The following is a 13235-nucleotide window of genomic DNA, read 5'->3' on the forward strand; positions in this document are numbered from 1 at the left end:
TCCTCTTGCAGTCCCTTCCCTGTCGCACTATCCTCTGGCGCTATGAAAACCTCCCGTCTCCCTATCGCCATCCAGCAAGCCGTTATGCGCAGCCTGCGGGAAAAGCTCGCTCAGGCCAACCTCAAGCTCGAACGCAATTACCCGGAGCCAAAGCTGGTTTACCAACAGCGCGGAACCGCCGCGGGTACCGCGTGGCTACAAACCTATGAAATTCGCCTTAATCCCGTCCTGCTGATTGAGAACGTTGACGCGTTCGTTAACGAAGTGGTGCCCCATGAACTGGCGCATTTACTGGTGTGGAAATACTTTGGCCGCGTGCCGCCGCACGGCAAAGAGTGGAAATGGATGATGGAAAGCGTGCTGGGCGTGCCAGCCCGACGCACGCATCAGTTCGAACTGCAATCCGTGCAGCGTAAGACCTTTACTTACCGCTGCAAGTGTCAGGAACACCAACTGACCGTACGCCGCCATAACCGCGTGATACGCGGCGAAGCCACCTACCGCTGCGTTCACTGCGGCGAACCACTGATTGCAGAATAATCTTCAGAATTATCAGGAACTTTTCTGATCTAACTGATTGCATACAGGAATGACTTTCGCTACGTTGCGGGCTCGTTTTGACACGGAGTTCGTGATGTACCGTAATTTTTCTTTTGCTGCAGCCCTGTTAGCCGCAGCATTTTCAGGCCCGGCTTTAGCCGAAGGCATCAACAGTTTTTCTCAGGCAAAAGCGGCGGGCGTCAAAGTTAACGCCGATGCGCCAGGCGATTTCTACTGCGGTTGTAAAATTAACTGGCAAGGCAAAAAAGGGGTCGTGGACCTCGAATCCTGCGGCTATAAAGTGCGAAAAAACGAAAACCGCGCCAGTCGAATTGAATGGGAGCACGTTGTCCCCGCCTGGCAGTTTGGTCATCAGCGCCAGTGCTGGCAGGACGGAGGGCGTAAAAACTGCGCTAAAGATCCGGTCTATCGCAAAATGGAAAGCGATATGCATAACCTGCAGCCTGCGGTAGGTGAAGTGAATGGCGATCGCGCTAACTTCATGTACAGCCAGTGGAACGGTGGCGAAGGCCAGTATGGACAGTGCGCGATGAAGGTTGATTTCAAAGAGAAAGTTGCCGAGCCGCCTGCCCGCGCCCGTGGCGCCATCGCGCGTACCTATTTTTATATGCGCGACCAATACAACCTGACGCTCTCTCGCCAGCAAACCCAGCTTTTTAATGCCTGGAATAAGCAGTATCCGGTCACCGACTGGGAGTGTGAGCGCGACGAACGCATCGCGAAGGTACAGGGGAATCATAACCCCTATGTGCAACGCGCTTGCCAGGCGCAAAAGAGCTAACCTACACTAGCGGCAATATTTTTAACCATGCCCTGGCCTGTTGCAGCCCAGGGCCATGACGCGGATGTTTAACTATGCGCATTCCTCGCATTTATCACCCAGAGCCACTCGCTTCCGGTAGCCAAATTTCACTGTGTGAAGATGCTGCCAACCATATCGGCCGCGTACTACGTATGGGGCCAGGCCAGCCGCTACAGCTGTTTGATGGCAGCAATCAGGTATTCGACGCCGAAATTACCCACGCCAGTAAGAAAAGTGTGGAAGTGAAGGTGCTTAACGCTGAACTCGACGATCGGGAATCACCGTTGCATATCCACCTGGGCCAGGTAATGTCGCGCGGTGAAAAAATGGAATTTACTATCCAGAAATCGATTGAACTGGGTGTAAGCCTCATTACGCCACTTTTTTCTGAGCGTTGCGGCGTTAAACTGGACAATGAACGCCTGAACAAGAAGCTCCAGCAGTGGCAGAAAATCGCTATTGCCGCCTGCGAACAGTGCGGTCGTAATCGGGTGCCTGAAATTCGCCCGGCAATGGATCTGGAAGCATGGTGCGCAGAACAGGACGAAGGACTGAAGCTCAATCTGCATCCTCGCGCCAGCGCCAGCATTAACACGCTGCCGCTCCCGGTGGAGCGTATCCGCTTGCTGATTGGCCCGGAAGGTGGGTTGTCGGCAGATGAAATTGCCATGACCGCACGGTATCAGTTTACTGATATTCTGTTAGGACCTCGCGTTCTGCGTACTGAGACAACTGCGCTCACCGCCATTACCGCGCTTCAGGTGCGTTTTGGCGATCTGGGCTAAGGCATAAACGGAGAAGAACATGATCAAGCTCGGCATCGTGATGGATCCCATCGCAAGCATCAACATCAAGAAAGATTCCAGCTTCGCAATGCTGCTGGAAGCGCAACGCCGCGGTTACGAAATTCATTATATGGAGATGGCCGATCTTTATCTGATCAACGGCGAAGCCCGCGCCCATACGCGTACCCTGAGCGTAGAGCAGAACTACGACAAATGGTATGAGTTCAAGAGCGAGCAGGATCTCCCGCTGGCAGACCTGGACGTTATTCTGATGCGTAAGGATCCGCCGTTTGATACCGAGTTCATCTACGCGACCTATATTCTGGAACGTGCAGAAGAGAAAGGAACGCTGATCGTCAACAAACCGCAGAGCCTGCGCGACTGCAACGAAAAGTTGTTCACCGCATGGTTTGCCGATCTGACGCCGGAAACGCTGGTCACGCGTAATAAAGCGCAGCTGAAAGCCTTCTGGCAAAAACACAGCGACATCATTCTCAAACCGCTGGACGGCATGGGCGGGGCCTCTATTTTCCGCGTGAAGGAAGGCGATCCGAACCTTGGCGTTATTGCGGAAACGCTGACCGAGCACGGTACCCGCTACTGCATGGCGCAGAACTATCTGCCAGCCATTAAAGACGGCGATAAACGCGTGCTGGTGGTCGATGGCGAACCCGTTCCTTACTGCCTGGCGCGTATTCCGCAGGGCGGCGAAACCCGTGGCAACCTGGCCGCAGGTGGTCGTGGCGAGCCGCGTCCATTAACCGACAGTGACTGGGAAATTGCCCGTCGCATTGGGCCAACGCTGAAAGCGAAAGGTTTGATTTTTGTCGGTCTGGATATCATTGGCGATCGTCTGACGGAAATTAACGTCACCAGCCCAACCTGTATTCGTGAAATTGAAGCGGAGTTCCCGGTTTCGATTACCGGTATGCTGATGGATGCCATTGAGGCGCGCCTGCAAAAATAAAAGAACTCGCCGGTAGAAGGGACCCTACCAATACTAATAGTGACAGCGCTCCTGTTTGCCCACATACTGGGCGCTGTTGCTTTTTTGAACCAGGAAACAGAACCTCTGACAATGAATTTACAGCATCACTTTCTAATTGCCATGCCTGCTCTCCAGGATCCAATTTTCCGCCGTTCCGTGGTGTATATCTGCGAACACAATGAGAACGGAGCAATGGGGATTATCGTCAATAAGCCTCTGGAAAACTTACAAATTGAAGGGATTCTGGAAAAGCTGAAGATTACTCCAGAAGAACGCGATCCGGCCATTCGTCTGGATAAGCCCGTGATGCTCGGCGGCCCGTTGGCAGAAGACCGTGGATTTATACTTCATACCCCACCGTCGCGCTTTGCATCCAGTATTCGCATTTCTGATAACACCATCATCACAACCTCCCGCGATGTATTAGAAACTCTGGGCACGCAGGAGCAACCATCCGAGGTGCTGGTGGCATTAGGCTATTCATCATGGGAAAAGGGCCAACTGGAACAAGAGTTACTGGATAACGCCTGGCTTACGGCCCCTGCCGATCTCAACATCTTATTCAAAACGCCGATTGCCGACCGCTGGCGCGATGCGGCGAAGCTTATCGGGATAGATATTCAGACCATGCCCGGCGTGGCGGGACACGCATGATGAACGGAACATTACTCTCTTTTGATTTTGGTACGAAAAGTATCGGCGTCGCCGTGGGTCAGCGCATTACCGGTACGGCCAGGCCATTGCCCGCCATCAAAGCACAGGACGGTACGCCAGACTGGAATTTGATTGAACGCCTGCTGAAAGAGTGGCAACCGGATGAAATCATTGTCGGCCTGCCGCTCAACATGGATGGCACCGAGCAGCCCCTTACCGCACGCGCACGTAAATTCGCTAATCGCATTCATGGTCGCTTTGGCGTAACCGTAACGCTGCACGATGAACGTTTGAGCACCGTCGAAGCCCGCTCAGGCCTGTTTGAGCAAGGCGGTTACCGGGCGTTGAATAAAGGCAAAGTGGACTCCGCTTCTGCCGTTATTATCCTGGAAAGCTATTTCGAGCAGGGCTATTAAAGCCGCCCCTGCGCCTGTCGCTGCTGCAAACTTTGTGCAAATGTCTGCATACCTGTCTGCTGCCCGGTTTGAATCACGCCGGGTAGCTGATGCGTTTTCCCTTCGCGGATCAAATTGCCCACGGCGGGCGTGTTGACGAGTAGTTCGAATAGCGCCACGCGTCCCCCCTGCTTATCCTCCTCCAGTTTTTGCGAAAGAACCGCCCGCAGGCTGTCTGCCAGTTGGTTACGCACAGGATCTTTCTCTGTTGCTGCAAAGGAATCCACCAGCCGCGCGATGGCCTGCGCCGCACCTCGCGTATGTAACGTTGCCAGCACCAGATGTCCGGTTTCCGCCGCCGTTAATGCCAGCCGAATGGTTTCCACGTCGCGCAGCTCGCCCAGCAAAATAACGTCGGGATCTTCGCGTAGCGCACCGCGCAAACCGGCGGCGAAAGAGGCGCAGTGTGCGCCCACCTCCCGCTGTTGAATCAGACAACGTCGGCTGGTGTAGCGATATTCAATAGGATCTTCCAGCGTCAGAATGTGCCCCTCAATATGCTGATTAAGATACTCCACCATCGCCGCCAGGGTCGTAGATTTACCGCTGCCGGTAGCGCCTGTCACCAGAATCAACCCATTTTCACTGTGAAGCAGTTCAGGTATGACCGCGGGAGGCTGAAGATCGTCTAAATGAGGACAATCCAGCGGTAGCAGTCTTAGCGCCAGCGAGGTTCCCTGCTGATGGACAAATGCGCTGGCGCGCAGCCGCCGGGAGTCCGTCAGGGTAACGGCAAAATCAATCTGCCCTTGCTCCTGCAACTGTACCTGTTGTTGCTCACTGAGCCAGCACATCAGCAGATTCTCTACGTCAGGCGTGGTAAACGGTGCGCTTTCGACTTTTCCACGCCTGCGCCAACGCGCGGGCCATGCATTGCACAGGTGTAGATCCGACACGTTATGCTTTACACTAAGGGCCACTATTTCTTCCATATTCATATGAACATCCTCGGAAAATGAACGATATCGCGCATAACCTGGCACATGTCCGGGACAAAATCTCAGCCGCCGCGACGCGTTGCGGGCGGTCTTCAGAAGAAGTTATGTTGCTTGCAGTCAGCAAAACCAAACCTGCGAGCGCCATCGAAGAAGCCATTACCGCAGGGCAGCGTGCCTTCGGTGAAAACTATGTCCAGGAAGGGGTGGATAAAATCCGCTACTTTCAGGAAAAAGGCGTCAACGATCTGCAGTGGCACTTTATCGGCCCGCTGCAGTCCAACAAAAGTCGTCTGGTCGCCGAGCACTTTGACTGGTGCCATACGATCGACCGTCTACGTATCGCTGCCCGTCTGAGCGAACAGCGCCCGGCAGACTTGCCGCCGCTGAATGTGCTGATCCAGATTAATATCAGCGATGAGAACAGTAAGTCAGGGATTCCGCTGGCAGAGCTTGATGCCCTGGCCGCTGAAGTCGCTGCGCTGCCGCGCATTACCCTGCGTGGTTTGATGGCTATTCCCGCTCCTGAGTCAGATTATGTAAGGCAGTTTGAAGTTGCACAGCAAATGGCTGTAGCATTTGCCGGGTTGAAAACACGCTATCCAAATATCGATACGCTCTCGCTGGGGATGTCTGATGATATGGATGCCGCTATCGCGGCGGGTAGCACGATGGTGCGCATCGGCACTGCCATTTTTGGTGCTCGTGATTACACTAAAAAATAAGGAAAATTAAGGAACACCATGAATACGTTGACCTTCCTGCTCTCAACGGTAATTGAGCTGTATACCATGGCGCTGCTGCTGCGCGTGTGGATGCAATGGTCTCGCTGCGATTTCTACAACCCGTTCTCGCAGTTTATTGTGAAAATCACTCAGCCCATTATTGGGCCGTTACGCCGTATTATTCCGCCAATGGGGCCCATTGACAGCGCATCAGCATTAGTCGCGCTCGTTCTCAGCTTTATCAAAGCCATCGTGCTATTTAAGGTGGTCACGTTCCAGCCGATCATCTGGATCGCCGCCGTGCTGATTGTCCTGAAGACCATTGGGCTGCTGATTTTCTGGGTGCTGCTGGTAATGGCGATTATGAGCTGGGTCAGCCAGGGCCGCAGCCCGGTGGAGTACGTGCTGATTCAACTGGCGGATCCGCTGTTGCGTCCTATCCGTCGCATACTTCCAGGCATGGGCGGGATCGATTTCTCCCCAATGATTCTGGTTCTGCTGCTCTATGTCATTAACATGGGTATCGCAGAAGTGTTACAGGCGACAGGCAACATACTGCTGCCGGGGCTGTGGATGGCGCTATGAGTGCCGTTACACCCTGCGACGACGGTCTGGTTTTACGGCTCTATATTCAGCCGAAAGCCAGCCGTGACAGTATTGTGGGTTTACATGGCGACGAAGTTAAAGTCGCCATTACCGCCCCGCCGGTCGATGGACAAGCCAACAGCCATCTGGTGAAGTTTCTCGGCAAACAGTTCCGCGTAGCGAAAAGCCAGGTCGTTATTGAGAAGGGCGAGCTTGGTCGTCACAAACAGGTTAAAATTATTCATCCGCAACAGATCCCGCCCGAAATTGCGGCGCTAACTGATTAGGTATCCCATGCAAAAAGTTGTCCTCGCGACCGGCAATGCCGGTAAAGTGCGTGAACTCGCCTCTCTTCTGAGTGATTTCGGTCTTGATGTTGTTGCCCAAACGGATCTGGGTGTTGATTCTGCAGAAGAGACCGGGCTGACGTTTATTGAGAACGCCATTCTGAAGGCGCGTCATGCCGCGCAAATTACGGGTTTGCCAGCCATTGCTGATGACTCCGGCCTGGCAGTAAATGCCCTTGGCGGCGCGCCGGGTATCTATTCAGCCCGCTATTCCGGCGAAGATGCGACCGATCAGCAGAACCTGGAAAAACTGCTGCACACCCTGCGGGATGTCCCGGATGACCAGCGTCAGGCGCAATTCCACTGCGTGCTGGTGTATATGCGCCATGCGGACGATCCCACGCCTTTAGTGTGCCACGGAAGCTGGCCGGGCGTGATTACCCGTGAACCGGCCGGAAACGGTGGTTTTGGTTACGACCCAATCTTTTTTGTGCCGTCCGAAGGAAAAACAGCTGCTGAGCTGACCCGCGAAGAAAAAAGTGCGATTTCTCACCGCGGACAGGCACTGAAGCTGCTGCTGGATGCCCTGCGTAATGGTTAACCTTCCGCCGCTAAGTCTTTATATTCACATCCCCTGGTGCGTGCAGAAATGCCCGTACTGCGACTTTAACTCGCATGCGCTTAAGGGCGAGGTTCCTCATGACGACTATGTTCAGCACCTGCTGAGCGATCTGGATACTGAGGTGGCCCACGCCCAGGGGCGCGAAGTAAAGACGATTTTTATCGGTGGCGGTACGCCGAGCCTGCTTTCTGGCCCGGCAATGCAAGCGTTGCTCGACGGCGTGCGCGCACGGCTGAATCTGGCCGCAGATGCAGAAATCACCATGGAGGCGAATCCCGGGACGGTGGAAGCCGATCGCTTTGTTGATTATCAACGCGCTGGCGTAAACCGTATCTCAATTGGCGTACAGAGCTTTAGCTCCGCCAAACTCGAGCGTCTGGGACGTATTCACGGGCCGGAAGAAGCCAAACGAGCAGCACACCTGGCGAGCGGTCTGGGGCTACGCAGCTTTAACCTCGACCTGATGCATGGTTTGCCAGATCAGACGCTGGAAGAGGCGCTGGGCGATTTACAGCAGGCCATCGCGCTCAATCCACCGCATCTTTCCTGGTATCAGTTGACCATCGAACCCAACACGCTGTTCGGTTCCCGACCGCCTGTTTTACCAGACGATGATGCGCTGTGGGATATTTTTGAGCAAGGCCACCAGTTGCTGACCGCCGCCGGGTATCAACAGTACGAAACCTCAGCCTATGCAAAGCCGGGCTATCAGTGTCAGCACAACCTTAATTACTGGCGTTTTGGCGACTATCTCGGTATTGGCTGCGGCGCGCATGGCAAAATTACGTTCCCGGACGGGCGCATTCTGCGTACCACCAAAACGCGGCATCCGCGTGGCTACATGCAAGGGCGTTATCTCGAAAGCCAGCGTGATGTCGCCGAAGCCGATAAGCCGTTCGAGTTCTTTATGAACCGTTTCCGGTTGCTTGAGGCCGCGCCTCGCGCGGAGTTCAGACAATATACCGGGCTTACCGAGGACGTTATTCGTCGACAGATCGATGAGGCTATTTCCCAGGGCTACCTGAGTGAATGCGATGAATACTGGCAGATTACTCAACACGGTAAGCTGTTTTTGAACTCTCTGTTGGAGCTGTTTCTGGCGGAGTAATACGGTAACGATGTAGGCCGGATAAGGCCTTGAGCCGCATCCGGCAAATTGCCTGATGGCGCTGCGCTTATCAGGCCTACAGGGTTAGGTCGATGAGCGCAGCCACCTTCAGTCATTAATACTGATTAAACATTTCCTGGATCTGTTTAGGATCCTTGGTTTGAGTCAGCGCAAGCTGCAGCAGAACACGTGCTTTTTGCGGGTTCAGGGAACCTGAAGCCACAAATCCGTATTTTGCATCATCAACTTCTGCATCCTGCGTGGTGGCACCCGTTGGTACACGAGATGAACGCACCACAACGGTACCTTTATGCGCGGCGGTTGCCAGCGTATCGAAAATGGTTTTATACAAGTTACCGTTACCTACACCTGCACTAACGATCCCTGCGTAACCCGCATCTACCAGTGCTTTTGCCGGCAGATCGGAGGCGTTAGCATAGTTGTAAACAATCCCAACTTTCGGCAGCTCGGTCAGCTTAGAAACATCGAACGGAGTAGACGTGGTGTGCTTACGCGCAGGCGTACGCTGGTAGTCGATTTTACCGTTATGAATGTAACCCAACGGGCCGTAGTTAACGGATTTGAAGGTAGCAACGTCGGTAGTGTTAGTTTTAGTCACGTCGCGACCATCCATAACGGTGTCGTTCATCACCACCAGCACTCCGCGGTTGGCAGAGGCTTTGTCTGCGGCAGTTACCACTGCGTTATACAGGTTGAACGGGCCATCAGCGCTCATACCCGTAGATGGACGCATGGCGCCGACCAGCACGACCGGCTTGTTGCACTTGACGGTCAGGTCGAGGAAATAGGCGGTTTCTTCCATGGTATCCGTACCATGTGTCACCACGAAGCCGTCGGTTTTATCACACTCGGTATTAATCTTTTTGGCCAGCGTTAACCAGACTTCGTCATTCATATCCTGGGAGCCGATGTTCACCACCTGCTCGCCTTTAACGACAGCGATATCTTTCAACTGAGGTACGGCCTCAACCAGATTTTCTACGCCAACCTTGCCTGCCGTGTAGTTAGATTTTGTCGCGGAATCACCACCGCCGGCAATCGTCCCACCGGTCGCTAAAATGGTGATGTTTGGCAGTGCAAGCGCCGCGCCGCTGAAACCCATAACCAGTGCGGCAAGTGCCGTTTTCTTGAAAAACTCCATGTTATTTCTCCAGTTACTTGAATTTGCAGCATTATGTCTATCCTACAGATGAATAATGTGACGAGTTCCAATTAACCAGATTTATATCTCCACCAAATTGCCATTCTTAGAGATGGATATCAAAAAAACAGAAATATACAAAATAAAACGGCGCAGAATGTTTCTGCGCCGTTAAAAAGAGGTGAAGATTATTTCAGAGTGCTAACCAGCGTTTTACGATCGTTTTCCAGCGTCACGACGCGGGCACAAACATCTTTGCCAAACTGTTGGAAGTCTTGTTCCTGATTCTTCCATTCGTTTTGAATTGAGGTTTGCAAGCCACCAAGGCTACCGAGCACACCCTGCAACGGATTACCACCGCCTTTGAGTACGGCTTTGGCACCCATTTCGTTGATGCTGTCCTGCAAAATACCGCCCATCGCCTGATTAACCAGCTGTTGTCCGTCCGCGCGGACTTGATCAATCGCCTTATAATGGAAGGTCAGGCCATCAGTTCGATGCTCGATGATACGGTTCATCTGCTCTTTCAATTGCGCATCCAGCTTGGTTAAGCGGCCACGCATGTTGCTACTTTCACCGACCTCTTTGGCGATGATTTTATCCAGCGCCACGCGACCTTTCTCTACGCGCGCTCTGGCACCTTCGTCAATCCACGGCAGGCTGCTACGCAACGCCGCCTGATAATCTTTGGCCTGCTCACGCTGTGCGGCGTTCAGGCTGTACTGTTTACCGTTGAAGGTGACATCGCCGGCCTGGGTAATAATCAGGTCGCCGTTCTCACCCTTCACTTGCACCGTTTGTGGGCTCAAAATCACATCGTCACGCGGGGTGACGCTGCACTGGTAATCTGCATGTGCGGCCATCGCCGTGAACGTTAGGACTGCCGCCAGCAGCGTTTTGCGCATCATATCTTTCCCTCAAGACAAATCGGGCCGGCATTTGCCGACCCTGTGCTACTTAGTCCCACCAAATATCGAAAAGTTCGCTGGTACGCACTTCTTCTAGTTTGTGCTCTTCCAGCCACTTACGCACGATTGCCTGGTGTTCTTCGGTGCATTTGCCGATTTCCTGCAGACAGATCAGACCTTCCCAGGCCAGATAGCCGCTGCCGTCAAAAGCCAGCTTGTTCGGTTCGATAACTTCATTGATAAAGTCATCAACGATTTGATCGACCTGCTCTCCAGATGTACCTTCCGGGAAACGCCATGCAACCGAAAATCCTACTTCCTGGAATTCTTCGATGTGCATCTTTTTACGCAGACGACGGCTACGGTTCTTTGCCATTATTTCACCCTCTCGAACATTAAGTCCCATACGCCGTGGCCAAGACGATGACCACGTTGTTCAAATTTGGTTACCGGGCGCGATTGTGGGCGCGGTACATAATCGTTACTCTCGGACTGGTTTTTATACCCGTCAATGGAGGACATCACTTCCAGCATATGTTCCGCATAAGCTTCCCAGTCGGTTGCCATGTGGAATACGCCGCCCAGCTTCAGCTTACTTAAGATATGCTCAGCAAACGGTACCTGAACGATACGGCGTTTATTATGACGTGCTTTATGCCACGGGTCAGGGAAAAACAGCTGAACCATAGATAAAGAATTGTCAGGAATCATTTTATGCAGGACTTCAACGGCATCATGGCACATGACGCGCAGGTTCTCGACACCCTCTTCATGGGCTGAAGCCAGACACGCACCAACGCCCGGCGAGTGAACCTCAATGCCAAGGAAATTCTGTTCCGGACGCGCTTTCGCCATTGCGACCAGCGACGCTCCCATACCAAAACCGATTTCCAGCGTGACTGGCGCATCACGGCCAAACAGTTCTGCGAAATTTACAGGCTCTTCGCTGAACTCAACGCCCATCACCGGCCAGTAGTTTTCCAGCGCGTGTTCCTGCCCTTTGGTCAGTCGCCCCTGGCGACGAACAAAACTACGAATCCGGCGCAGAGGGCGGCCGTTTTCATCAAATTCCGGTGAAATGACGTCGTTCTTCATAAAAGTTTAGTCTGCTGTGTTTGAGTTCTGAAAACGGGCATTATCCAAAGTTAGTTGCCGGATGCAAGTAAAGGAAGAAAGTGAGCAGCGGAAAGTTCCGGTTTACACCCTGTTGCCGCTGTGCTGCAATCTTGCCCCCGGCAATAATGAAACGGTAATCATGCAAGCGTCTCAATTCTCGGCTCAGGTATTGAGCTGGTACGACAAATACGGGCGGAAAACGCTGCCCTGGCAAATTGATAAGACGCCTTACAAAGTATGGCTCTCTGAGGTAATGCTGCAACAAACTCAGGTTGCGACCGTTATCCCTTATTTTGAGCGCTTTATGGCGCGCTTCCCAACGGTAACGGATTTAGCCCATGCGCCGCTGGATGAGGTTCTGCATTTGTGGACCGGGCTGGGTTATTACGCCCGAGCGCGTAATCTGCATAAAGCCGCGCAGCAGGTTGTCACGCTACATAGTGGTATATTTCCGCAAACTTTTGATGAGGTGGCCGCCCTACCTGGCGTCGGTCGCTCAACCGCAGGCGCGATCCTTTCCCTCTCTCTGGGTCAGCATTTTCCGATTCTCGACGGTAACGTCAAACGCGTGCTGGCTCGCTGTTATGCTGTAAACGGCTGGCCGGGTAAAAAAGAGGTCGAAAAGAAGCTGTGGGAGTTGAGCGAGCAGGTGACGCCCGCCCATGGCGTTGAACGTTTTAATCAGGCGATGATGGATTTAGGCGCCATGGTCTGTACGCGCTCAAAACCTAAATGTTCGCTGTGTCCGTTGGAAAATGGCTGTGTGGCCAGCGCCAATGCAAGCTGGGCGTTGTACCCGGGTAAAAAACCCAAGCAAACGCTGCCGGAACGAACGGGCTATTTTTTACTGATGCAGCATGATGACGAAGTGCTGCTCGCACAGCGACCGCCCAGCGGCTTATGGGGTGGTTTATACTGTTTTCCACAGTTTGACGACGAAGATGGACTGCGCAACTGGCTGGCGCAACGGCAAATTAACGCAGATAATCTGACCCAACTTAATGCGTTTCGCCATACCTTTAGCCATTTCCACTTAGACATTGTGCCTATGTGGCTTCCTGTGTCTTCATTCGGCTCATGCATGGATGAAGTCAACGCGCTCTGGTATAACTTAGCGCAACCGCCGTCGGTCGGACTGGCGGCTCCCGTGGAGCGTTTGTTACAGCAATTACGTGCCGGTACACACGTTTAACGTACCGGTCGATAGAGAGGATTTTTTATGAGCAGAACGATTTTTTGCACTTTCCTGCAACGCGAAGCAGAAGGCCAGGATTTTCAGCTGTACCCGGGCGATCTGGGGAAACGCATCTACAACGAGATTTCTAAAGAAGCATGGGCGCAATGGCAGCATAAGCAAACCATGCTGATTAACGAGAAGAAGCTCAATATGATGAACGTTGAGCATCGTAAACTGCTTGAGCAGGAGATGATCAACTTCCTGTTTGAAGGCAAAGACGTCCATATTGAAGGCTATACACCAGAGTCTTAAGAACCGTTGCCGGATGGCGCTGCGCTTATCCGGCCTACGATTTACTCTGGTCC

At 53.1% G+C, this 13235-nt stretch carries 18 protein-coding genes; 13 read left to right on the top strand and 5 right to left on the bottom strand.

The window, feature by feature from the left end:
• Positions 1-42: 42 nt before the first annotated feature.
• The 6 genes from WC1_RS05035 (at position 43) to ruvX (ending at position 4206) form a co-directional block, all read left to right on the top strand.
• On the top strand, positions 43-540 hold the full coding sequence (locus WC1_RS05035) for a SprT family zinc-dependent metalloprotease (protein WP_003846365.1): 498 nt from the start codon (positions 43-45) through the stop codon (positions 538-540).
• Positions 541-634: 94 nt separating this feature from the next.
• A complete protein-coding gene (gene endA, locus WC1_RS05030; RefSeq protein WP_016150969.1) occupies positions 635-1342 on the top strand; it encodes a deoxyribonuclease I in 708 nt (235 codons plus the stop codon).
• A gap of 74 nt (positions 1343-1416) precedes the next feature.
• Positions 1417-2148, top strand: coding sequence for a 16S rRNA (uracil(1498)-N(3))-methyltransferase (rsmE, locus tag WC1_RS05025; RefSeq protein WP_003027080.1), 732 nt, complete (start codon positions 1417-1419; stop codon positions 2146-2148).
• Between the two features lie 19 nt (positions 2149-2167).
• Positions 2168-3115: a glutathione synthase gene (gene gshB, locus WC1_RS05020; protein WP_003027083.1), complete on the top strand. Its 948-nt coding sequence runs from the start codon at positions 2168-2170 to the stop codon at positions 3113-3115.
• Between the two features lie 111 nt (positions 3116-3226).
• Positions 3227-3790 (top strand): YqgE/AlgH family protein, encoded by a 564-nt coding sequence (locus tag WC1_RS05015; protein ID WP_003027086.1) that lies wholly within the window; start codon positions 3227-3229, stop codon positions 3788-3790.
• On the top strand, positions 3790-4206 hold the full coding sequence (ruvX, locus tag WC1_RS05010; protein ID WP_003027087.1) for a Holliday junction resolvase RuvX: 417 nt from the start codon (positions 3790-3792) through the stop codon (positions 4204-4206). Before WC1_RS05015 ends, ruvX begins: the two co-directional genes overlap by 1 nt.
• On the opposite strand, the gene WC1_RS05005 is transcribed toward ruvX, so the two are convergent.
• The gene (locus WC1_RS05005; protein WP_016150970.1) at positions 4203-5183 is read right to left on the bottom strand and encodes a type IV pilus twitching motility protein PilT; all 981 of its coding nucleotides are present in this window, start codon (positions 5181-5183) and stop codon (positions 4203-4205) included. The two genes, ruvX and WC1_RS05005, sit on opposite strands and share 4 nt — an antisense overlap.
• 17 nt (positions 5184-5200) lie before the next feature.
• On the opposite strand from WC1_RS05005, the gene WC1_RS05000 reads away from it, so the two are divergent.
• The 5 genes from WC1_RS05000 to hemW are packed head-to-tail and all read left to right on the top strand — an operon-like array spanning position 5201 to position 8507.
• A complete protein-coding gene (locus tag WC1_RS05000) occupies positions 5201-5905 on the top strand; it encodes a YggS family pyridoxal phosphate-dependent enzyme (protein WP_003838215.1) in 705 nt (234 codons plus the stop codon).
• A gap of 18 nt (positions 5906-5923) precedes the next feature.
• Positions 5924-6490 (top strand): YggT family protein, encoded by a 567-nt coding sequence (locus WC1_RS04995; RefSeq protein WP_003027097.1) that lies wholly within the window; start codon positions 5924-5926, stop codon positions 6488-6490.
• On the top strand, positions 6487-6777 hold the full coding sequence (gene yggU, locus WC1_RS04990; protein WP_003027101.1) for a DUF167 family protein YggU: 291 nt from the start codon (positions 6487-6489) through the stop codon (positions 6775-6777). The genes WC1_RS04995 and yggU overlap by 4 nt, the downstream gene beginning before the upstream one ends.
• 7 nt (positions 6778-6784) lie before the next feature.
• Positions 6785-7378: an XTP/dITP diphosphatase gene (locus tag WC1_RS04985; protein ID WP_003027104.1), complete on the top strand. Its 594-nt coding sequence runs from the start codon at positions 6785-6787 to the stop codon at positions 7376-7378.
• Positions 7371-8507 (top strand): radical SAM family heme chaperone HemW, encoded by a 1137-nt coding sequence (gene hemW, locus WC1_RS04980; protein ID WP_016150971.1) that lies wholly within the window; start codon positions 7371-7373, stop codon positions 8505-8507. Before WC1_RS04985 ends, hemW begins: the two co-directional genes overlap by 8 nt.
• 115 nt (positions 8508-8622) lie before the next feature.
• On the opposite strand, the gene ansB is transcribed toward hemW, so the two are convergent.
• The 4 genes from ansB to trmB form a co-directional block, all read right to left on the bottom strand.
• The gene (ansB, locus tag WC1_RS04975) at positions 8623-9669 is read right to left on the bottom strand and encodes an L-asparaginase 2 (RefSeq protein ID WP_003027108.1); all 1047 of its coding nucleotides are present in this window, start codon (positions 9667-9669) and stop codon (positions 8623-8625) included.
• A gap of 188 nt (positions 9670-9857) precedes the next feature.
• The gene (locus WC1_RS04970) at positions 9858-10577 is read right to left on the bottom strand and encodes a YggN family protein (RefSeq protein WP_003838208.1); all 720 of its coding nucleotides are present in this window, start codon (positions 10575-10577) and stop codon (positions 9858-9860) included.
• A gap of 49 nt (positions 10578-10626) precedes the next feature.
• Positions 10627-10953 carry a YggL family protein gene (locus tag WC1_RS04965; RefSeq protein WP_003027115.1) on the bottom strand — a complete coding sequence of 109 codons (327 nt, stop codon included), beginning with the start codon at positions 10951-10953 and terminating at the stop codon, positions 10627-10629.
• Positions 10953-11672: a tRNA (guanosine(46)-N7)-methyltransferase TrmB gene (trmB, locus tag WC1_RS04960; protein ID WP_003027117.1), complete on the bottom strand. Its 720-nt coding sequence runs from the start codon at positions 11670-11672 to the stop codon at positions 10953-10955. The genes WC1_RS04965 and trmB overlap by 1 nt, the downstream gene beginning before the upstream one ends.
• Before the next feature lie 160 nt (positions 11673-11832).
• Here trmB and mutY point away from each other — a divergent pair, with 160 nt between their 5' ends.
• Both mutY and WC1_RS04950 read left to right on the top strand, forming a co-directional pair.
• The gene (gene mutY, locus WC1_RS04955; RefSeq protein WP_032948135.1) at positions 11833-12885 is read left to right on the top strand and encodes an A/G-specific adenine glycosylase; all 1053 of its coding nucleotides are present in this window, start codon (positions 11833-11835) and stop codon (positions 12883-12885) included.
• A 27-nt stretch (positions 12886-12912) separates the two neighbouring features.
• Positions 12913-13182, top strand: a complete 270-nt coding sequence (locus tag WC1_RS04950; RefSeq protein WP_003027126.1) for an oxidative damage protection protein — start codon at positions 12913-12915, stop codon at positions 13180-13182.
• Positions 13183-13235: the final 53 nt, after the last annotated feature.

Source organism: Citrobacter sp. KTE30 (assembly GCF_000398825.1).
Lineage (GTDB): Bacteria > Pseudomonadota > Gammaproteobacteria > Enterobacterales > Enterobacteriaceae > Citrobacter > Citrobacter freundii.